Here is a 20,857-nt window from a genome sequence, read left to right on the forward strand (position 1 = left end):
CGACCCCCCTGCCGGGCGAAGGAAATCACGGTGGTGGGTGGAGCTTAGGATCCCGGGCCAATACCATCCCGGACGGATCGCACCGAGAGTAGATATCGGCTTGGTCTGCGCACCGTACTGGTTCCTCGCTAGTAGGTTAGTGGCTTCCGGCTGGTAACGGTGCGTGTTCATCAAAGGCAGCTAACGAAGGAAGGCGATGGCCCGTCCGCGCAAGCGTCCCGATGGTGGTGACGCACGACAGCGGCGGCCTGAGATCCGGGCCGGCGGCCGGTGGCGGCTCCGCAACTGGCGGCTCCGCACGAAGCTCATCGCCGTCCTGCTCATCCCGGCCGTGGCCGTGCTCGCGCTGGCCGGGTTGAACGTGCGGCAAGACCTGGTGCATGCCGACGAGCTGGCCGAGTTGTCGGCGCACGGGCGCGTCGACGCCGGCGTCAACGACGTCATCCACCAGTTGCAGCGCGAGCGCGACCTGAGCGTCCGCTTCGTGGCCGGCGGTCGCCGCGGCGATCTGACCGACCTGCGTGATCAGCGGGCCAAGGTCGACGCCGCGATCGGGGCGGTCGGCAAGCAACTCGACATCGACCGCACGCGGCTGTCGCCGAAGGGCGTCACCGAACTGCAGGCGACCATCGCGCGGACCAACGTGCTCACCGGGCTGCGGTTCGCGACCGAACATTCGAACCTGCCCGCGGACGCTACCCTGCGTTCCTACAGCGAGCTGATCTCCGGGATGCTCGACCTGTCCGACCAGGCGGTCGCGGAAGTGACCGATCCTGACGTGGCCAGGCTGCGGCTCGCCGCGAGCGCGCTGGCCAGGGTCAAGGACGAGATGTCGGTCAAGCGCGCGCTGCTCGCCGAGGCCCTGCAGGAGGGGAGGCTCTCCACCGACGAGTTGCGGGCCCTACTCGGCGCCGACGCCGAGCTTTCCGCCGCGCTCAATGACTACCGCAAGTTCGCCACTCCCGCGGAGCAGCGGATGTACGACGACACCGTGATCGGCCTGATCGTCGACACCGCCAACAACATGGTCGAGGCGGCGATCACCCACGCCGAGATGGGGCAGAACCTCTCGAGCCTGGACCCGCAGCAGTGGGACACCGCCTCGACCTACACGATCAACCTCGCCTACCAGGTGCAGCAGGCGCTCCAGTCGGAAACCCAGACCAAGATCGACTCGATGGCCGCCGACGCGCGCCGGTCGGCGATCACGAACGCGGGCGTCGTGCTCGGGGTGCTCGTGCTGTGCGCCGTCCTCGCGGTGATCATCGCCCGATCGCTGCTGCGCCCGCTGCGCGCGCTGCGCCGGACCGCGCTGGACGTCGCCGAGCACCGGCTGCCGGCCGCGGTGCAGGACATCCTCGCCGACCCGCATCCCGAGGGGGCGGCACGCCGGCGCGGCGTCGATCCGGTGCCGGTGTCCAGCCGGGAGGAGCTGGGCCAGGTCGCGCGCGCGTTCGACGCGGTGCACGGCGAGGCCGTCCGGCTGGCCGGTGAGCAGGCCCTGCTGCGCGAGAACGTGAACGCGATGTTCGTCAACCTTTCGCGCCGCAGCCAGAACCTCGTCGAGCGCCAGCTGTCCGTACTGGACCGGATGGAGGCGGGCGAGCAGGATCCGGACACGCTCGGCGGGCTGTTCGAACTGGACCACCTCGCGACCCGGATGCGCCGCAACAGCGAGAACCTGCTCGTCCTCTCGGGGCACGATCTCGACGAGGGACGGACGGAACCCGTGCCGGCGGAGGAGATCATCGGCGCCGCGCTGTCCGAAGTGGAGCACTACCAGCGGATCGAGCTGACCGCGACACCGGATCTGGCGATCCGCGGCGGGGTCGCCAGCGATCTCGTGCACGTGATCTCGGAGTTGCTCGAGAACGCGACGCTGTATTCGCCGGCGGACAGCACGGCGACCGTGGTCAGCGCGATCGGCGACGACGGCGCGTGGCAGGTGCACATCACCGACTCGGGCGCCGGTATGCCCGAACCCGAGATCCAGCGCGCGAACGCGCGGCTGGCCACCCCGCCCGAGGTCGACGTCGAGGCGTCGCGCCGGATGGGCCTGTTCGTCGTCGCGACCCTGGCCCGGCGGCATGCCATCGGGGTGCGGCTGCGCTCGGCCGACGGCGGCGGGCTCGTGGCGACCGTCGTCGTGCCCGCCGCGCTCGCCGTCGAGCAGCAGGCAAGGCCCGCCCCCGCCGCCGAACCCGAACCGGTACCGGTGCCCGAGCCGCAACCCGTGCCCGTGGTCGACTCGCCGCTGTCCGTGCCGGCTGATGTGTCCCATCGCGCGCCGGTGGAGGGCGAGCCGGGGCCGGACTGGCCGTCGGAGGACGACGACGACCAGGACCGGTACCACCTCGAGGACGACGCGCCGACCGAACGGATGCCGGCCTACCAGGCCGTGCTGTCCCAGTGGTTCCACAACACGGGCGAGCACTGGCCCGTGCGGGGTGGCGAGGGGGCTGCGCCGGCCCCACAGCCCGAGTGGCCCGAGAACGACGAGCCAGGCGGTTCGATCGCCGAGCGGCTCAACGGCAGCGCGGCCGCGAGACCGGAGCCGGCCGACTCGCCGACGCTGCGGTTGGACCCGGACTCCGTGCGTGGCCGGATGGCGCGGCTGCAGCACGGTTTCAACCGGGCCCGCGAGGCCAGAGCCATCACCCGCCGGGAAGAAGACATTTCGGGCAAATAGTCGCCAATTTGCCGATTGCAAATTTTGCCGGTGGACTGGTGTACGGGGGATAGGCCGAACGTCGCAGCCATTCCAAGCTGTTCGCTGTTTTCCGCCAGGTGGACAAGCCCCCGTTCGGGTGAGCGGTTTTGCGACCGACCAATTACCCGAAGTGGTCTGGACCTACTCCGCAGATCAGGGCCGGTGGCCACGCGTCGCCGGGCTTTTCGCCCCGCCGTGGCTAGCAGGGCGCGGGTTATGGCGTATACCAGATCATGATCAAATCGCACTGTTGCAGTAACCAGTATTGCGATAGGTTTCGCCCGGGCTCGAACCCCGTGTGGTAATCACTCATTCGTGACGCGGATGGGATGCTTCCCGAATCACGGGACGTAGTCAAATTTCCAGCTGTCGATACGCCGCGTCAGGAGCGTTAATGTCAACAGATGTGAGTAGCGCCACTCGCCGCCGGTTCCTCCGGCTCGCTCTCGGCGCGACCGTGGCCGCGCCGTTGGCCGGGTGCAGCGTCCTCAACGGCTCCAGCTCGAGCGACTCGGGCTCGAACTCGTCCTCCGGCGGGCTCGAAAAGAGCAAGATCACCGTCGGCATCCTGCAGAGCCAGGGCAGCGCGGGCAGCAAGCTCGCCGAGAAGTACGGCTACTTCAAGGACCAGGGCCTCGACGTGACGATCAAGCCGTTCACCGTGGGCCCGCAGGCCGTGCCCGCGCTGATCAAGGGCGAGCTGGACATCGCGGTGGTCAACTACGTCTCGTACTACCAGGCGATCGCGCAGAAGACCCTCGACGCGAAGATCGTGGTCGACGGCAACGCCGCGAACGAGAACTCCGTCGTGGTCGTCGCGAAGCCGGACTCGGGCATTTCCAGCGCGAAGGACCTGGCCGGGAAGAAGATCGGTATCCAGGCCGCGCGGTCGCTCGCCGAGATGCTCGTGCGCGCGACGCTCAAGGACAACGACGTCGACCCGAACTCGCCGAAGTACCTCCCGGTCACGTTCCCCAACATCCCGGCCGCCATCGTGAGCGGGCAGCTGGACGCGGGGGTCGAGGTCGAACCGTTCCTCACCACCTCGGAGCAGAAGCAGGGCCTGCAGCCGGTGCTGAAGCTCATCACCGGGTCGACCGCCAACCTGCCGCAGACCGGGTACATCGCGACGTCCCAGTTCATCTCGGCCAACCCCAAGACGATCGCGGCCTTCCAGCGCGCGATGATCCCGGCGCAGAAGGACGCGGCGGACCGGTCGAAGGTGTCCCAGATCCTGCCCGAGCTGTCCGGTGTCGACCAGGCCACCGCGACGCTGATGAACATCGACACGTTCCCGACGGCGAACAACGCCACGCAGCTCCAGCGCGTGATCACCCTGCTGCAGAACTACGGCGGCATGACCGAGCAGCTCAAGGCGAGCGACTACCTCGTACCGACCCCACAAGTCTGAAGCCGTGCGTACCGTTCTTCGCCGGTTGACCGGGCTGGCCGCCTTCCTCGCGCTGTGGGAGGCGGTCGGCCGTTCGGGGGTGATCAAGGCGGGGGTGCTGCCGCCGCCCTCGACCGTCCTCGGCCAGTTCTTCAGGCTGCTCGGTGACCCGAAGTTCCTCGGCGACGCCGCGTCGACGCTGCTGTCGTGGGTCATCGCGATCCTGCTCGCCACCGTCATCGCGGTTCCGCTGGGCATCCTGCTCGGCGGTCTCCGGCCGCTGCGACTGCTCACCGGGCCGGTGATCGAGTTCCTCCGGCCGCTGCCGACCGTCGCGCTGATCCCGCTGGTCGTCCTGCTGCTGGGCAGCGGGGCGCAGACGAAGATCGCGCTCGCCACCTTCGCGTCGGTCTGGCCGATCCTGTTCAACACGATGTACGCGTTCGGCGAGATCGACCGGCAGGTGCTCGACACCGCGCGGGCCTTCCGCACACCGCGGACCCGCCTGGTGTACGCGGTGATCCTGCCAAGCGTCGCCCCGTTCGTGATGACCGGCGTCCGGCTGTCCGCCGCGGTGGGGCTGATCGTGCTGGTGAGCACCGAGTTCCTCAGCGGGAACAGCATCGGCGTCGGGCAGTACGTCTATTTCTGGGGCAGCTCCGCGCTCCGGATGGACATCGTGCTTGCCGGCACCATTTTCGTCGGACTCGTCGGCTACCTGGTCAACATTGGATTGCTGGGCCTGCAGCGGCGGTGGCTCGGCTGGGCGGCGACGGGAGGTGCGGTGTGAGCGGCCGCCTGCGTGCGTTCATCCGGCGCTGGCTGGTGTTCATCGCGTTTCTGTTGCTGTGGCAGTGGGTCACGGTCAGCGCGCGCAACCCGTATTTCCCGCCGCCGCTGAAGATCGCCGAGGTGGCCGGGACGGTGTTCACCCCCGGCGTGCTGACCGGTGATCTCCTGCCGAGCCTCGGCCGGCTGGCGCTGGGCTGGCTGATCGCGGTGGTGGTTGGCGTGCCGGTGGGGCTCGCGCTCGGCCGGTCGCCGGTGATCACCGACTACGTGTCGGCGATGTTCTTCTTCGCCCGCTCGGTGCCGGCGACCCTGCTGGTGCCGGTGTTCCTGGTGGCGTTCGGGATCGGGCCGCGGATGGAGATCGTGACGATCCTGTGGGGCACGATCTGGCCGATCCTGCTCAACACCATCGACGGCGCGCGGTCGGTGGACGAGATCAAGCTCGACACGTCGAGAGCGTTCCGGATCAGCAGGCCGCACTGGGTCCTCGGCGTGGTGCTGCCGGCGGCGCTGCCGAAGGTGTTCGCGGGGATGCGGCTCGCGCTGTCCATCGCGATCATCCTGATGATCGTCTCGGAGCTCACCGGCGTCGCCAGCGGGATCGGCTACCAGCTGGTCAACGCGCAGGGCGGGTTCCTGCTGCCCGAGATGTGGGTGTGGATCGTGCTGGTGAGCGTGCTCGGGTACCTGTCCAACCTGCTGCTGTCGGCGGTGGAGCGCAGGGCACTGGCCTGGCACCCCGGTTTCCACCCCGAACAACTGTCGGCCTGAGCCGCCGCGTGCCGTGAGGGACCCCCTCATGCCCTTATGTGCCGTGAGGGGGTCCCTCACGGCATTTCTTAGGACAGGCGTACGTGGAGCAGCGTCGGGCCCGCTGAAGCGAGGGCGGTGGTGACTCCGGTGCGCAGCTGCGCCGGGGTCCGCACGTCGTGCGCGGCGCAGCCCATGCCGCGGGCCAGATCGCGGAACTCGAGGCCCCCCAGCTCGATGCCGGGGACTTTCCCGGCGCCGGTGCGCACCGCGTGCCTGCGGACGGCCGCGTACTCGCCGTTGTCGAGGATGACGAACAGCACCGCGGTCTGCTGCCGCGCGGCCGTCCACAGTGCTTGGATGCCGTACATGCTGCCGCCGTCGCCGAGGACGGCGACCACCGGCCGCGCGGGTTCGGCCAGCGCCGCGCCGACCGCCGCCGGCAGACCGTAGCCCAGCACGCCGCTGGACATCGTGAGATAACCGCGCCCCCGTGCGGTGATCGGGAAATGCGCCTGCATGTCCTGACGGTTCGTCGGCGCCTCTTCGACCACGAGTGCGTTGGCGGGCACGAGATCCGCCAGGGTCTGGTACACGAACGCACCCGAAAGCGGTTCGCCGGCAACGGGTTCGGGAACGCGTGCCGGTCGCCGCCGCGGCTCCGGGGCGGCCCGGCCGGTCGCGCGCACCAGTTCGGTGAGGCGGGCGATGCCGGCTCGCGGCGAGGCGAGCACGCCGTTGCCGGCCGCTCTCGCCAGTAGGTGCGGGTCGTCGCTCAGCACGTGCACCTCAGGCAGTTCGGGCCCGCTCTCGGTGACGACGTGGTAGGTGAACGCGGGCGCGCCGAGCACCACCACGCAGTCGAAGCCGGCCAGGGCGGCGGCGACGCCCCCTCGGTTCGGCGGCAGGAAACCGGAGAACAGCGGGTGATCCTCCGGGAAGGAGCTGCGCGCGGAGAACGGCGCTGCCCACACCGCGGCGTTGGTCTTCTCGGCGAGACCGACCGCGAGTTCGACGGCGTCGTCGGCATCCACCGCCGCACCGACGACGAGCGCGGGCCGCGTGCTCGCGTCCAAAGCGGACGCGACGGCGGAAAGCGCTTCCTGATCCGGCGCGGGGTCGGCGATCCGCGGCCTGGCCGGGACCGGCACGGCAGGCGCATCCCAGTCATCCGCCGGTACGGAAAGGAAAACCGGTCCGCGCGGGGCCTGGGTCGCCAGCAGGTACGCCCGTGCGAACGCGGCCGGGACGTCCTCGGCACGGGCCGGCTGGCAGCTCCATTTCACGTAGGGCTTGGGAAACTCCGCGGCCTCGAGCGCACCGAGGAAGGGATCGCCCGGCAACAGCGAACGCGCTTGCTGACCGGCGATGACGAGCACCGGCGCGCGGTTGTGGAACGCCGTGACCAGGCTGCCCAGCCCATGCCCGAGGCCGCCGGCGGAATGCAGGTTGACCACGGCCGCGTTTCCGGTCAGCTGCGCGAAGGCATCCGCCATCGCGACCACACTGGACTCCTGCAGCCCCAGCACGTACCGGAAGTCGTCCGGCCAGTCGGCCAGGAAGGCCAGTTCGGTACTGCCGGGATTGCCGAAAACCGTGGTGAGTTTCCAGTCCCGCATGAGCGCGCGGACGGCGTCCCGGACGGTCTGCGCCATTCAGTTCGCCTCCTGCGCCACTTCGCGTTTCTGCAGCAATCGCGCTACTTCGCCGCGCAGCGCCACGAATTCGGCCGATTCGCGGGTGGCGATCTGGTCCCGTTCCCCGGGGAGATCGACCGTCAGATCGGCGACGATGGATGCGGGCGAGGAGGACAGGACGAGGACGCGGTCCGCGAGGTACACGCTTTCGTCGATGTCGTGTGTCACGAGCAGAACGGTGCTGCCCTGCTCGCGCTGCACCCGCCGCAGCAGGTCCTCCAGTTCGAACCGGGTCTGCGCGTCGACGGAGGCGAACGGCTCGTCCATCAGGAGTAGCGCCGGCCGGCTCGCGAGCGCCCGTGCGATCGATACGCGCTGCTGCATGCCCCCGGACAGCTGCCACGGGAATTTCCGTTGCGTGTCACCGAGTCCGACCCAGTCGAGCGCCTCCCGCACCCGCGCGCGCCGCTCGGCGCGCGGCAGCCGCCGGGACCGCAGCGGGAACTCGACGTTGCCCGCGACGGTGAGCCACGGGAACAGCGAACGGCTGTAGTCCTGGAACACCACCGCCAGATCCTCGGGCACCCCGGAAACCTGGTCGCCGTGCAGCTTGACGGTGCCTTCACTGGGCGTGAGCAGGCCCCCGATACAGCGCAGCAATGTCGATTTGCCGCAGCCCGACGGGCCGACGATGCACGCCAGTTGGCCGGTTTCGACGGTGAACGTCAGATCGCGGATCGCAAGATGCACGTTCTCCCCGGTGCCGAACCGGTGGTTGAGATCGCTCACCTCGAGCATCGTGGGCACTTTGCAGGTCTCCTCGTCTTTCGCCGGAGGTCCCGGGATCGAGTGGTACAGATCACTCGATCTGGTGGTGTGTCACTAATGATCTACTGAGAGTGCTTAGACCTAGTTCAGCCCGGGGAAGTTCTATCAGGTCAGCGGACTTTACGGAGCTACTTCACAGCCCGTTACTCAGGAAGGGTTACATCTTCACGGGCTCTTCGCTACCCTCTGCACCTGCACACACGAGGTTGACCGAATGCTGGCGGGAATGACGGTGGTACAGCGGTGCCGAGAGAAGACACCCCGGAGGTAGCGGGAATTCCTGCGAAGCAGACGTCGTCGCGCTCGTCGTCTGGCTCCCGGCTGAGCCTACGAAACTGGAAGCTGCGGTCCAAGCTCGGCCTCGTGCTCGCCATCCCGACCGTGACCGCGCTGGTGCTCGGCGGGCTGCGGGCCGTCGACGAACTGAAGCAAGCCGATCAGCTCCAGCAGACAACGGCTCAGGTCGATCTGGCCACGAAGGTCACCGACGTCGTGCAGCAGTTGCAGGGCGAGCGGATGCTCGCCGTCGCGAAGATCGTCAACCCGGGCGACGTCGACCTGCAGAGCACGCTGAACAAGCAGATCTTCCAGACCGATATCGCGGTGTCGGCGCTGCGCGCCGCGGCGACCAACCTCAACGTCAGTGACCCGCAGAGCCGCGAGAACTACAACCGCGGGCTCGAACGGCTCGACGCGCTCGCCCCGCTGCGCACCGCGGTGAACACCCCGCCGTATTCGGAGCAGGCCGCGTTCAACACCTATTCTTCGGTCCTCGACTCGCTCGTTCAGATGGGCCGCGAGACGACCGCCTCCTCGACCGACCACGACCTGCTTCGGCAGGGCACGACGATCCAGGCGATCAGCCAGATCAAGGAGTTCACCGCCCGCGAGGACGCAGCGCTGGAGATCGCCGCGATCCGCAACCAGTTCACCGGCCTCCTGCTCGACCAGGCTCGCGCCGCGCAGTTCAGCGCGCAGGCCGCGCTCGACCTGTTCCAGACCAACGCGACGTCCGACCAGCGCCAGTTGTACACGGACACGGCCAGCGGGCCGGACATCGACGGCAGGGCGGGAATCGCCGCGACGGCGTTCGCCAGGGCCGATTCGCCTTCGCTCGGCATCGATCCGCGTCTGCTCGCCGCGGACAGCACCTCCTCACTCGGCAAGCTGCGGACGGTCGAGAGCGATCTGCTCGGCCAGTTGCGCGCGGACACCGCGGCGCTCGCGGATCAGGCGAGGATGGCCGCCTGGCGGGACATTGCCATCGTGGCCGCCGCACTCGCCCTCGCGCTGCTGCTGACCTTCATCATCGCCCGGGTCATGCTGAAGCCGCTTCGCGTACTTCGCTCGAGCGCGTTGGAGATCGCCTACAGCCGGTTGCCGGCAACCGTCACGAAGATCCTCGACGACCCGGAACCCATGGTGGCAGCGGCACAATCGGTCGAACCGGTGCCGATCACCACACGCGAGGAGATCGGCGAAGTCGCCCGCTCGTTCGACGAAGTGCACGAGCAGGCCGTGAAGATGGCTGCCGAGCAGGCCTTGCTGCGCGAGAACGTCAACGGCATCTTCGTGAACCTCTCCCGCCGGTCCCAGCGGCTGGTGGAACGCCAGCTCGGGGTGATCGACCGGCTCGAGGCCGACGAGCAGGATCCCGATCACCTCGCGAGCCTGTTCGAACTCGACCACCTCTCGACCCGCTTGCGGCGCAACGGGGAAAGCCTGCTGGTGCTTTCCGGAGCCGGGCTCGCGAAGTCGGTGCCGAAGCCGGTCTCGGCCGCGGACGTCATCGGTGCCGCGGTGTCGGAGATCGAGCAGTACGCCCGGGTCGAGGTCGGCGTGATCCCGGAGGTCGCGGTGCGCGGGCTGACCGTGCACGACCTCGTGCACCTGCTCGCCGAACTGCTCGACAACGCGACCTACTTCTCCGAGCCGGAGACGAAGGTGAGCGTGCGGGCCGTGGTGACCCGGCGCAAGGCGCTGGCCATCCAGATCACCGACCGCGGCGTGGGGATGTCGGAGGAGCAGCTGATCGAGGCCAACGAGCGGCTGGCCGACCCGCCGGACCTGGACGTGTCGGTGACCAGGCGGATGGGCCTGTACGTGGTGGCGCGGCTGGCGCAGCGCCACGGCGTCGAGGTCCGTGTCCGCGAGAACGAGGACATCGAGGGCGGTGTGATCGCCCGTGTCCTGGTGCCGGCCGAGCTGCTCGGCCCGATCGTCGTCGAGGCTCCCGCCCCGCCGCCGTCGCAGGCGGAGTCCTCGCTGCCGGAGATCCCGTCCGTGCCCGCCCAGCGCCCGCGCCCGGCTTCGGTCGCGGCCGAGCAGTCGGCGGCCGGCGGGCTGACCGCCCTCGCCCAGCCGATCAGCCTCGACGATCTGGTCGCGGGCTCGTCGAGCGCGGCGTATCTGAGCCGGGGCACCGGTTCGCCGCCCGCGAACGGCAACGGCGCCGGCCGGTCCACCCCGCTCGAGCTGCCGAAACGGGAACCGCAGTACATCCCCATCACCACACCGGAGCCGGAACCCGCAGCGGAGCCGGTCCAGCACAACGGCGCACTCGAGGACGACGCGCCCACCAAGCGGCTGCCGATCTACCAGTCGGTCGTCTCCCGCTGGTTCAGCGAAGAAGGTGAAGAGGATCAGAACACCCGCGGGGAGGAGGCGTCCGAGCACTCGATGACGGGGAATCTCGAGGAGCCGGCCGCGAAAGAACCGGAACAGCCGGAGTCGACGCCGATGCTCGACGACGTGTGGCGAAGCGCGGCCGACGAGGGCTGGCAGAAGGCGCAGTCGCTGCTCGAACCCACGAACGACGAGACGACCGACGCCGGACTGCCCAAACGCGTGCCCAACGCCCACCTGGTTCCCGGTTCGGTTTCCGCGTCGGAGTCGAACGGCGTGTCGTTCACCGACACCACTTCCGCAACGCCTGGACAGAGCGCGATCAGCCGGTCGGCGACGGCGGCGAGGGACCGTATGGTGAGCTTCCAGCAGGGCTACCGGTCTGGGCGCCATGCCCTCCGGGAGCGGCCCGGACAGAGCGTTTCGGTATCCGGCGGGGAGCTGTCCTCGCCCGAATACGGCAGTGAGGAGTGACGGAGTGACACGCGCGGGATCGCTGCAGCCGGGTGGCGCCAAACCCCAGAATCACCAGGGTATGCAGAACGGGTTCGCCTGGCTCATCACGGACTTCGTGCACCGCGTCCCCGGCGCCGCACACGCTGTCGTGGTGTCGGCGGACGGGCTCATGCTGGCCGCTTCGCGTGGCCTGCCCAAGGACCGGGCCGACCAGTTGGCGGCGGTGGCCTCCGGGCTCACCAGCCTCGCCCGCGGTGCGGCGAAGGTGTTCGAAGGCGGCCCGGTCGCGCAGACCGTGGTCGAGATGGCCAACGGCTTCCTGTTCCTGATGTCCGTTTCGGATGGTTCATGCCTTGCGGTACTCGGTGCCCCGGACAGTGACATCGGGCTTGTGGTGTACGAAATGACGCTCCTCGTCGACCGGGTCGGGCAGCAGCTGACGCCCGAGTTGCGGGCCCAACTGCAAGGGGCCGCGCGCGCCTGACGCGCCGGCACTAAGGAGCAGCAGTGGACGCGGACTTGGACGGGGACCGGATGGGCAGGAACGCCGCGGATCCCGGCTCGGATCCTGAGGAACCGCGGAACGCGCTGGCCGACGAGGACTGGACGAAGTTCCGCGCCCGCGTCGACCGTGAATGGCGGCAGCGGCGGGCGGATTCCGCCGGGGACAGAGACGCGGTGAGCGGCCTGGCGCCCGGACCGGGTTATGGGGGAAGTGAGTACCGGGTGACCGATTTCGGTGACCGGCTGCTTTCGGGGCCGGGTTCGGAACTGTTCGGCACGCGCGGTGACGGCGGCCCGCCGAGCGGTGAGTTCGCCGGACCGGGCGAGCTGTCCGGGTACCACGCGGTCGCGCCGGGGCCGGGCCCGGCGAGCCACCCGGGGCCCGGCTACAGCGGCCACCCCAGCCTGCCGTCGATCCCGCCGGTGCCGGCCACCCCACCGCCACCGGCCCCCGCCGAGACCTCCGGGCTCGTGCGGCCGTATTTCCGTACCGGCGGGCGTACCAGACCCAAGTACGACCTCGCCATCGAAGCGCTGGTCTCCACCAGCGAGCGCGGGCGTGTCCTCGACCGGGTCAAGGTGCCCGAGCACCGGTCCATCTGCGGGCTGTGCCTGGATACGCGCTCGGTGGCCGAGGTGGCCGCCTACCTACGTTTGCCGCTCGGCGTGGTCCGCGTGCTCATCGGCGACGTCGCCGGACTCGGCCTCGTCCTGGTGCACACCGCGACCGCCGCCGTCGGCGATCGCCCCAGTATCGAATTCATGGAGAGGGTGCTCAGTGGGCTTCGGAGAATTTGACTCCGACACGAACACGTCGGCGGCCAGCGGGCCGACGCAGTCGGCCAAGATCGTGGTGGCCGGTGGCTTCGGCTCGGGCAAGACCACCCTGGTCGGTGCGGTGTCGGAGATCGATCCGCTCACCACGGAAGCGCAGATGACCGAGGCGAGCCTCTCGGTCGACGACATCTCCGCGACTCCCGACAAGATCACCACCACCGTGGCGATGGACTTCGGCCGGCTGTCCCTGGATTCCGATCTCGTCCTGTATGTCTTCGGAACTCCCGGCCAGCACCGGTTCTGGTTCATGTGGGACGATCTCGCGCTCGGTGCGATCGGCGCCGTCGTGCTCGTGGACACGAGGCGGCTGGCCGACGCGTTTCCGTCGATCGACTTCTTCGAGAACCGGAAACTCCCCTACATCGTGGCGATCAACTGCTTCGACCGGTTGTTGCATCACCAGATCGAGGACGTCCGGCACGCGCTGACGATCGGTGACCACGTCCCGATCATCGCGTGTGACGCACGGGAACGGGAGTCCGCCAAGCAGGTGCTGATCTCGGTCGTGGAGCACGCGATCGCCCGAGACACGGCACTGCAACCGGGCTGAGTAGGTGCACGCTCACGTTCCGGGTACGGCCGTTGGGGTGAAGATGGGAACCACCCGTTCTCCCGGGTCGACAAGGGCGTGGTGAGGAATACCCTGGCAAGGAATAATCGCGACCACGAGTGGAGAGCGAGGAGGTTGGCGTGAGCGCCCCGGCCTATCACGCGGGCAGCTTCGGCTGGCTGATCACGGATTTCGTACGCCGGGTGCCCGGTGCGGCACATGGCGTCGTGGTGTCGGCGGATGGGCTGTTGCTCGCCGCGTCCGACGGATTACCGAAGGACCGCGCCGATCAGCTTTCCGCCGTGGCGTCCGGGCTCGTGAGCCTCACTTTCGGTGCCGCGCGGTGCTTCGAGGCCGGCGCGGTGAACCAGACCGTGGTCGAGATGGAGCGCGGCTACCTGTTCCTGATGTCGATCAGCGACGGGTCGAGCCTGGCCGTGCTGGCTGCACCGAACTGCGATATCGGCACGGTCGCCTACGAGATGACTTTGCTGGTGGACCGGGTCGGGCAGCAGATGACGCCCGAGTTGCGCATGCAGCTGCAGGGTGGTGTGCGCGGCTAGCGATGAGAGGGTTCCCGAACCGCCCAGAGGACTCCGCCCCTGATGCCTGGGATGCCCTGCATCAGGGCGCCGAGCGTGCGGAGGTCGATTCGCCCGCCAGGTTCACGCTGGATCGCTCCGCGGTGCTGATGCGGGTTCGCTCGCTGGGCGGCATGCAGCGCCGGACCCCGCCCGTGCAGCGCGAGCGGCCCGCGAAAACCCCTGCGGCGGAAGGGGATTACCCGACCGGACGGCATGCGCTGCCGGAGGTTCCGGCGCCGGACCAGGTCGCGATCCGGCAGCGCACCATGATGCGCCCGTACGCGCATACGCGCGGCCGCACCCGGCCGGACTACGAGCTGGCGCTCGAGACGCTGGTGTCCACAAGCGACCGTGGGCGCCGGTATCAGGGCACGCGGTCGGTGCAGCATCGACGTATCTGCGACCTGTGCGCCGATGCCCGGTCGATCGCGGAGATCGCCGCTTTCCTGCGCCTGCCGCTGAACGTGGTGAAGGTGCTGGTGAGCGATATGGACGATCTGGAGCTCGTGGTGCTGCACCAGCCGGGCCTGTCCTTCGGGGACCGCTCCTCGCGCGAGTTCATGGCCCGCGTCCTGGCGGGCCTCCGCGCCCTCTAACCGCCCCTCTCTCGCGAGTTCGGCCTTCGCTGCCCGCGAGTTGGGCTTTCGCTGCGCCTAATCCTCGACGAGCGCGGCGGACGTGATGCGGTGCAAGGGATACCGCTCGTCCTCCGTGCTGAGCAGCATCCCGCCGCCGACATGGGCCGGGGTGAGGATTCGCTGGCTCGCAGTCCCGTGCGAGTCCACGAACCCGATCCACACCTCGCGCTGCTCTCGGCTCGCCCGCGCCAGCAATGCCATCGTCGCAGCGGTGTCCGAGCCACCGCCACCGCCGGGCAGCCGCACCTCCGCGCCACGGCGCCGGCTCGCGGCACGGTCGCCGGCGCGAAGGTGAGCGATCACCTGGGCGATCTGCTCGGGGTTCGCGCCGCCCGGCTCGGGCAGGACCCGGCGTGCGTTCCTCGTGCGAGCGGGTACCCGCCGCCCGCTCGGCCGCAGGTCCAGCACCCGCCCGTCCGAACCCTCGGCCGCAGGCGCGAACCCGGCCGCGCGGAGCCCGTCGAGCACCTCGGCCAGCGGCACCGGGCTGACCAGCACCGTCGGTGCGATCTTGCGCAGTTCGTACTCCTCGGCGACCGGGTTGCCGAGCACCTCGGCGAGCAGCACCTCGTCGTCGCATCGCAGGAAGGACGCGGCCGCCCCGCCGCGCAGCCTGCCGTGCCGCCGCGCGACGTCGTCGATCAGGTACGTCAGGGCCTGCGGTACCGGGGTGGCCGAGCGCTTGCCGAACAGGCCGTGCAGCTCGTCCGCGGTCTTCCCGGCGTCGAGCGCGCGGCGCACCGTGTGCTCGGTGATCCGGTAGACCGTCGCGGGCCCGGCGGACTCGACATCCGCCACGGTCTTGATCTCCGCCGCGAGTTCCGGTTCGAGGGGGCCCGGCGCGACGACGGTGAGATCGGCCTGCACCAGTACATGGTCGATCGGCGCGGGCATCGCACCGACCATCGCCTCCAGCGCCCCGGAGCGGTCGTCTTCGAGCAGCGCGGCAATGGCCCTGGTGAGCGCTCCGAGAGCGATCACGCCCAGCGTCGACGCCTCCGCCATCGTCCAGCGCACCGTCTCGTCCCGCAGGCGCCCACCGCGGCGCGGCGCGCGCCAGGCGAGCACCGTGACAAGCTCCTCGACGCTCCGTACACCCGCTCCGGCAGGAAGCCCGGCGAGCGCTTCGAGGACACGGCGGCGGTTGACGGGCGCGAGAGGGCGGCGCAGGTCGTCGGACAAGGGCGCCATCGCCTTGTCCTTCGCGTCTCGCTGGCCGGCGAGCCCCGGTAGCCGGGGCAACTCCAGCCAGGCCTGCGCGAGGATGATCCACCGCTGCCCCGGGGCGGACGCGAGCCACGAGTCGGTGAGCGTCGTCGGGACCCACTCGGGCGTGGTCGTGCCGCTGTCGGCGACCAGGCCGGCGCCGACGGCGAGTTCGGCGAGCAGCGTCGCGCGCGCGTCGTCGACCTCGAGCTCACGGGCGAGCTTGCGCAGCTCTCGCACGCCCAGCCCGCCCGACTTCAACACCGGCGGCGGTTGTTCGGACCACTGGGCAAGCAGAGATTCCATGTGCCGCAGGAACTCCGCAGCCTCGCCGGCCGCAGCTTCGTCCACTGTGGACTGCTGGTGCGGGTGTGTGGGCAGCTCCGGCTCGCGCAGGGCTCCGGGCGAGCACGAGCGCCCGCCGCGCAGGATCAGCGCTACCTCGCGGGGCAGCTCGACCGTCTCCGCGTCCCGCCTCAGCAGCAGCCCGCGGGCGAGCAGCCGCTGGACCGGGGTCTTGGCGTCCTCCAGCGGGACCCGGGTGAGCGCATCCTTACTGCGCCCGATGGGCGGACCGGCGGCGAGCGCGCTCAGCACGGCGTGCTCGTCCTCGCTCACTTCGCTGAGGTCGGCGTCCGCGAGCTCGGGCACAGAGGCGCCGAGACCGGCGGGGAACGGGCCGACGATTTCGCGTGTGACGGGTACCACACGCAGCGCGTCCTCGTCGCCCCACACCACGGCGCGCCCGCGCAGGCGAGACAGGGCGGGCGGCGGATCGGCGCCGACGAGCGTGGCGATCCGGGCGGCCGGGACGGCTTCGGCGTCGGCTCCGGCGACCAGCATCGCATCGAGCACCGCGAGGGTGAACGTGTCCAGATCCTCCAGCGCCCGTGCCGTCGAACCGGCCGTGCCCGCGCGGGTGGCGAGCACGGTGCTGTCGGAGGGCGGCGGAGTGGCCAGGTCACGCCTGGCCTGCAGGAGCGCGGCGAGCTCGTCGTCGGACGCGGAGCGCAGCCAATCCGCCAGGGAGGTCGCGGGCATCACAGCAAAGGATACCGCCCTGGCCTCCGGGGGCCGCTCGCGTTGAGGCAAACTGAAGGCCACACAGGCGAACGGGAGGACGACGTGGCAAAAGGTGACAACGGCAAGAAAGCCGGCCGGATCGACCCGACCTGGCCGAAGGTGCCAGACGGTGAGCACCCGGTGAGCGAACTCGCGGCGGACCGGCAGGGCGCGCTTTCGCCCTACGGTGACGTGACGTTCCCGCTGGACACCGTGCCCTACGTGCACCCGAAGACTGAGATCAACAAGTAAGGGGTAACGACAGTGCCGGTTCCCGGCCCCGGTTATTCGATCACCGTTCGGGTGGAGGCGCCGCCGTCGGCGAGTGCGGCCGGAGATCTCACGACCGCCGTCGGCCGGGTGGGCGGCGTGCTCACCGCGTTCGACGTGGTGGAGTCGCGTGCGGATGCGATCGTCGTCGACATCACCGCGAACGTCTCCAACGCCGACCACGTCGATGACGTCACGAAGGAACTCGACGCGCTCGACGGCGTGCGAGTGCGCAAGGTCTCCGACCGGACGTTCCTCATGCACCTGGGCGGCAAGTTGTCGGTGAGCCCCAAGGTGCAGTTGCGCAACCGTGACGATCTGTCCCGCGCGTACACCCCGGGCGTGGCCCGCGTATGCCAGGCGATCGCGGCCAACCCGGCCGACGCCCGCCGCCTCACGATCAAGCGCAACACGGTCGCCGTGGTGACGGACGGATCGGCCGTGCTGGGGCTGGGCAACATCGGCCCGGCCGCCGCCCTGCCGGTGATGGAGGGCAAGGCGGCGCTGTTCAAGAAGTTCGCGGACGTCGACGCATGGCCGGTGTGCCTCGACACCCAGGACACCGAGGAGATCATCAAGATCGTCAAGGCCCTCGCGCCCGTGTACGCGGGGATCAACCTCGAGGACATCGCCGCGCCGCGCTGCTTCGAGATCGAGAAGCGGCTGCGCGAGCAGCTCGACATCCCGGTGTTCCACGACGACCAGCACGGCACCGCGATCGTGGTGCTCGCCGCACTGCGCAACGCGCTGCGGGTGGTCCGAAAGCAGATCGAGGACTGCAAGATCGTGGTCAGCGGCGCGGGTGCCGCGGGTTCGGCGATCATCCGGCTGCTGCAGCACACCAAACCGGCGGACATCATCGCCGCTGACATCGATGGCATCGTGCACTCCGGCCGCGCGAACCTGGACGACAACCTGCGGCGCCTGGCGGAGACGACCAACAAGGACAACGTCTCCGGAAGCCTGCACGACGCGCTCGTCGGGGCGGACGTGTTCATCGGGGTCTCCGCGCCGAACCTGTTCGGGGCCGCGCAGGTCGCGACGATGGCCAAGGACGCGATCGTGTTCGCGCTCGCCAACCCGGATCCGGAGATCGACCCGCTCGAGGCGCAGAAGCACGCCGCGGTCGTCGCGACCGGCCGGAGTGACTACCCGAACCAGATCAACAACGTCCTGGCGTTCCCCGGCGTGTTCCGCGGCCTGCTCGACGCGCAGGCGCACGACATCGACGACGAGATGCTGATCGCCGCGGCGAACGCGATCGCGGACGTGGTGGACGACCGGTTGAACGCCTCGTTCATCGTGCCGAGTGTGTTCGACTCGGGTGTCGCGCCCGCGGTGGCGGAGGCTGTGAAGAACGCCGCGCGCCGCTCGGCCGCCGCCGGCCGGCCCGCCACTCTGAACCGGCGGGGCGCGCGCGACTAGCCTTGCCCATGTGAGTGAACTGAGCCACGTCGACCAGGCGGGTGCGGCCCGGATGGTCGACGTCTCCGCCAAGCAGGCCTCGGCCCGCACCGCGATCGCGACCGGAGTCGTGCACACGACGGCCGAGGTGGTGGGGCTGCTGTCGTCGAACGGGCTGCCGAAGGGTGACGCGCTGGCCACCGCGCGGATCGCCGGGATCATGGGGGCGAAGAAGGTGCCGGAGCTGATCCCGCTGTGTCACCAGATCGCGCTGTCCGGGGTGAAGGTCGAGTTCTCCCTTGGCGAAGCCGAGATCGGTATCCAGGCGACGGCCAAGACCACCGATCGGACCGGCGTCGAGATGGAGGCGCTGACGGCGGTCGCCGTCGCCGGGCTGACGCTGCACGACATGATCAAAGCCGTCGACCCGGCGGCGACGCTCGACGCGGTGCGGCTCGAGCGCAAGGACGGTGGGAAGACCGGGACTTGGGAGCGACGATGACCGATAATCGCGAAGCCGGTCATCGGCGCGACCGGGTGCGGGTGTCCCGCAAGACGCAGGAGCGGCCATGAAGCGCACGGCACGGGTGATCGTCGCATCGAACCGGGCGGCATCGGGGGTGTACGCGGACACGACGGGCCCGGTGATCGTCGACTGGCTGACCGAGCGCTCGTTCGACGTCACGGAGCCGGTCGTCGTCCCGGACGGCGAGCCGGTGGGCCAGGCGCTGCGCACCTGCCTGAACGACGACGTCGACGTGATCATCACGACCGGCGGGACCGGCATCTCTCCGACGGACCGCACCCCGGACGAGACGGCGGCGGTGCTCGACCACCAGTTGCCGGGCCTCGCCGAGGCGATCCGGAGTGCCGGTCTGCCGAAGGTGCCGACGGCGGTGCTGTCGCGAGGGCTGGCCGGGGTCGCCGGCCGGACGCTCGTGGTCAACCTGCCGGGCTCGCGTGGCGGGGTGAAGGACGGGCTCGGCGTGCTCGACGGCGTGCTGGACCACGCGGTGGACCAGCTTTCCGGCGGTGACCACCCGCGGCCCACCGAAACCGGCGCTGTCGCGGCGCACGACGTGGCGCCGCCCCGGATCGCGCTGGCGCAGGTCACCGAGCAGCCGCTGTCGGTCGAGGCCCATGCGGAACTGGTCGACGACCAGGCTGCCGGTGCCGTCGTGACCTTCGGCGGCGTGGTGCGCAACCACGATGGCGGGAAGTCGGTCGAGACCCTGTTCTATGAGGGTCACCCCAGTGCCGGCGATGTGCTGGGCAGGGTGGTTGCCGAGGTGACCCGTCGCCGGGGTGCCGGCGTGCGCGCGGTGGCCGTGAGCCATCGGCTGGGCGCCCTGGCCATCGGCGACGTCGCGTTGGCGGTCGCCGTCGCGGCCGACCACCGTGCCGAGGCCTTTGCCACCTGCGCCGAGTTGGTCGACGAGGTGAAGGCCCAGCTGCCGGTCTGGAAGCACCAGCATTTCGCCGACGGAACCGACGAGTGGGTCAACTCCCCGTAGCCGGAGGCCGCAGCGCCTGCGAGCCCTCTGCGCGGCGGCGAGGGGCGAACTCGGCGTCTGGCGTGTCGAACTCGCCGTCTCGAATTTAGATCTCGACGGCCTGGACGTAGATCTCGGCGTCTGCGGCGTCGAACTCAGCGTCGCGGGCGTCGAACTCAGCGTCGCGGGCGTCGAACTCAGCGTCGCGGGCGTCGAACTCGGCGTCCCGAGTGTCGAACTCGGCGTCTGGAGCGCCGAACTCAGCGTCGCGGACGTCGGGCTCGGCGGGCTGGGTGTGGATCTCGGGGTTGGGGGGCGCTGTGGGCCCCACCGCACGGGGGAGGCGGTGGGGCCCACAGCTGATCGCGCCGCGGGTGACCTTCAGCAGGTCACTTGGTGGCGATCTTCTGGCCGACCAGGATCAGGTTCGGGTTCGGGATGTACTGCGAGTTCAGCTGCTGGAGCTTCTGGTAGCCACCGTCGACGTTGAACTGCTTCGCGATCTTCGACAGGGTGTCGCCGGCCGCGACGGTGTAGTCACCGTTCGGGTTCGACGTCGGCAGCGCGGTCACCTGCTGGGGCGCCACGGACTTCTTCGGGGTGGCCTTCTTCGGGGCCGTGCTCTTCTTCTGCGTCGTCGTCGAGCTCTTGGCGCTGACGGACGAAGAGCCGCCCTTCTTGCCGCAGACCGGCCAAGCGCCGATCCCCTGGCCCTGCAGGACCCGCTCGGCGACCGCGATCTGCTGCTCGCGGGACGCGCCCTGCGGGCTGCCGGTGCCGCCGTAGGCCTTCCAGGTGCTCTGCGTGAACTGCAGACCGCCGTAGTAGCCGTTACCGGTGTTCGTGCTCCAGTTGCCACCGCTCTCGCACTGCGCGATGGCGTCCCAGTTCACGCTGGCGGCCTGCGCGGGGGTCGCAGCGATTGCCAGCGGGGTGCCGACCGCGATACCCGCGACAGCAACGCGGGCGATGTGGCGGGCGGCGGGGGACATCCTGCGGTGCTTGCCTCGGTAGGACATTCGATCTACTCGGGCCTCCGCGCCGTCGAGCCTGCCCTGAGGGGACCAGGCTTACGGGGCGGGCCCTCGCGGGCCCGTGGCTTCCCGGCGGGATCCAGGTCG

Annotated in this window: 19 protein-coding genes; 14 read left to right on the forward strand and 5 right to left on the reverse strand. The window is 69.8% G+C overall.

The annotated features are described in order from the left end of the window. Positions 1 to 196: 196 nt before the first annotated feature. The 4 genes from FG385_RS06730 to FG385_RS06745 all read left to right on the forward strand — a co-directional run bounded on the left by FG385_RS06730 (position 197) and on the right by FG385_RS06745 (position 5,663). Positions 197 to 2,689 (forward strand): sensor histidine kinase, encoded by a 2,493-nt coding sequence (locus tag FG385_RS06730; RefSeq protein WP_139095734.1) that lies wholly within the window; start codon positions 197 to 199, stop codon positions 2,687 to 2,689. A gap of 427 nt (positions 2,690 to 3,116) precedes the next feature. Beyond that, positions 3,117 to 4,121 carry an ABC transporter substrate-binding protein gene (locus FG385_RS06735; RefSeq protein WP_160148738.1) on the forward strand — a complete coding sequence of 335 codons (1,005 nt, stop codon included), beginning with the start codon at positions 3,117 to 3,119 and terminating at the stop codon, positions 4,119 to 4,121. A 4-nt stretch (positions 4,122 to 4,125) separates the two neighbouring features. Next, positions 4,126 to 4,890 carry an ABC transporter permease gene (locus tag FG385_RS06740; RefSeq protein WP_139095736.1) on the forward strand — a complete coding sequence of 255 codons (765 nt, stop codon included), beginning with the start codon at positions 4,126 to 4,128 and terminating at the stop codon, positions 4,888 to 4,890. Continuing rightward, entirely contained in the window at positions 4,887 to 5,663 is a 777-nt protein-coding gene (locus FG385_RS06745) for an ABC transporter permease (protein WP_139095737.1), read from the forward strand. Before FG385_RS06740 ends, FG385_RS06745 begins: the two co-directional genes overlap by 4 nt. Before the next feature lie 68 nt (positions 5,664 to 5,731). Here FG385_RS06745 and mdlC read toward each other — a convergent pair whose 3' ends face one another. Together mdlC and FG385_RS06755 are read right to left on the reverse strand one after the other, a co-directional pair. Continuing rightward, positions 5,732 to 7,297, reverse strand: a complete 1,566-nt coding sequence (mdlC, locus tag FG385_RS06750; protein ID WP_139095738.1) for a benzoylformate decarboxylase — start codon at positions 7,295 to 7,297, stop codon at positions 5,732 to 5,734. Beyond that, entirely contained in the window at positions 7,298 to 8,086 is a 789-nt protein-coding gene (locus FG385_RS06755; RefSeq protein ID WP_139095739.1) for an ABC transporter ATP-binding protein, read from the reverse strand. Between the two features lie 384 nt (positions 8,087 to 8,470). On the opposite strand from FG385_RS06755, the gene FG385_RS06760 reads away from it, so the two are divergent. The 6 genes from FG385_RS06760 to FG385_RS06785 all read left to right on the forward strand — a co-directional run bounded on the left by FG385_RS06760 (position 8,471) and on the right by FG385_RS06785 (position 14,259). Beyond that, on the forward strand, positions 8,471 to 11,206 hold the full coding sequence (locus tag FG385_RS06760; RefSeq protein WP_235022422.1) for a sensor histidine kinase: 2,736 nt from the start codon (positions 8,471 to 8,473) through the stop codon (positions 11,204 to 11,206). Between the two features lie 4 nt (positions 11,207 to 11,210). Beyond that, on the forward strand, positions 11,211 to 11,672 hold the full coding sequence (locus FG385_RS06765; protein ID WP_200834332.1) for a roadblock/LC7 domain-containing protein: 462 nt from the start codon (positions 11,211 to 11,213) through the stop codon (positions 11,670 to 11,672). Between the two features lie 50 nt (positions 11,673 to 11,722). Continuing rightward, positions 11,723 to 12,490, forward strand: a complete 768-nt coding sequence (locus tag FG385_RS06770; RefSeq protein WP_139095894.1) for a DUF742 domain-containing protein — start codon at positions 11,723 to 11,725, stop codon at positions 12,488 to 12,490. After that, positions 12,471 to 13,079: a GTP-binding protein gene (locus tag FG385_RS06775; RefSeq protein ID WP_139095741.1), complete on the forward strand. Its 609-nt coding sequence runs from the start codon at positions 12,471 to 12,473 to the stop codon at positions 13,077 to 13,079. Before FG385_RS06770 ends, FG385_RS06775 begins: the two co-directional genes overlap by 20 nt. A gap of 140 nt (positions 13,080 to 13,219) precedes the next feature. Further along, entirely contained in the window at positions 13,220 to 13,642 is a 423-nt protein-coding gene (locus FG385_RS06780) for a roadblock/LC7 domain-containing protein (protein ID WP_139095742.1), read from the forward strand. Positions 13,643 to 13,644: 2 nt separating this feature from the next. Further along, positions 13,645 to 14,259 carry a DUF742 domain-containing protein gene (locus FG385_RS06785; RefSeq protein WP_200834333.1) on the forward strand — a complete coding sequence of 205 codons (615 nt, stop codon included), beginning with the start codon at positions 13,645 to 13,647 and terminating at the stop codon, positions 14,257 to 14,259. Positions 14,260 to 14,316: 57 nt separating this feature from the next. On the opposite strand, the gene FG385_RS06790 is transcribed toward FG385_RS06785, so the two are convergent. Next, the gene (locus FG385_RS06790) at positions 14,317 to 16,548 is read right to left on the reverse strand and encodes a helicase-associated domain-containing protein (RefSeq protein ID WP_139095743.1); all 2,232 of its coding nucleotides are present in this window, start codon (positions 16,546 to 16,548) and stop codon (positions 14,317 to 14,319) included. Positions 16,549 to 16,632: 84 nt separating this feature from the next. On the opposite strand from FG385_RS06790, the gene FG385_RS06795 reads away from it, so the two are divergent. The 4 genes from FG385_RS06795 to FG385_RS06810 all read left to right on the forward strand — a co-directional run bounded on the left by FG385_RS06795 (position 16,633) and on the right by FG385_RS06810 (position 19,757). Next, on the forward strand, positions 16,633 to 16,821 hold the full coding sequence (locus FG385_RS06795) for a hypothetical protein (RefSeq protein WP_139095744.1): 189 nt from the start codon (positions 16,633 to 16,635) through the stop codon (positions 16,819 to 16,821). Between the two features lie 12 nt (positions 16,822 to 16,833). Continuing rightward, entirely contained in the window at positions 16,834 to 18,264 is a 1,431-nt protein-coding gene (locus FG385_RS06800) for an NAD-dependent malic enzyme (RefSeq protein ID WP_139095745.1), read from the forward strand. 10 nt (positions 18,265 to 18,274) lie between these two features. Then, the gene (moaC, locus tag FG385_RS06805; protein ID WP_139095746.1) at positions 18,275 to 18,745 is read left to right on the forward strand and encodes a cyclic pyranopterin monophosphate synthase MoaC; all 471 of its coding nucleotides are present in this window, start codon (positions 18,275 to 18,277) and stop codon (positions 18,743 to 18,745) included. Positions 18,746 to 18,812: 67 nt separating this feature from the next. Then, a complete protein-coding gene (locus FG385_RS06810; RefSeq protein ID WP_139095747.1) occupies positions 18,813 to 19,757 on the forward strand; it encodes a molybdenum cofactor biosynthesis protein MoaE in 945 nt (314 codons plus the stop codon). An 85-nt stretch (positions 19,758 to 19,842) separates the two neighbouring features. Here the strand turns inward: FG385_RS06810 and FG385_RS06815 are convergent, their stop codons facing one another. Together FG385_RS06815 and FG385_RS06820 are read right to left on the reverse strand one after the other, a co-directional pair. After that, complete coding sequence (locus FG385_RS06815; protein ID WP_139095748.1) at positions 19,843 to 20,067, reverse strand: hypothetical protein; 225 nt, start codon at positions 20,065 to 20,067, stop codon at positions 19,843 to 19,845. Between the two features lie 58 nt (positions 20,068 to 20,125). After that, complete coding sequence (locus FG385_RS06820) at positions 20,126 to 20,755, reverse strand: LysM peptidoglycan-binding domain-containing protein (protein ID WP_139095749.1); 630 nt, start codon at positions 20,753 to 20,755, stop codon at positions 20,126 to 20,128. Positions 20,756 to 20,857: the final 102 nt, after the last annotated feature.

It is taken from the genome of Amycolatopsis alkalitolerans, from assembly GCF_006152065.1.
Lineage (GTDB): Bacteria > Actinomycetota > Actinomycetes > Mycobacteriales > Pseudonocardiaceae > Amycolatopsis_E > Amycolatopsis_E alkalitolerans.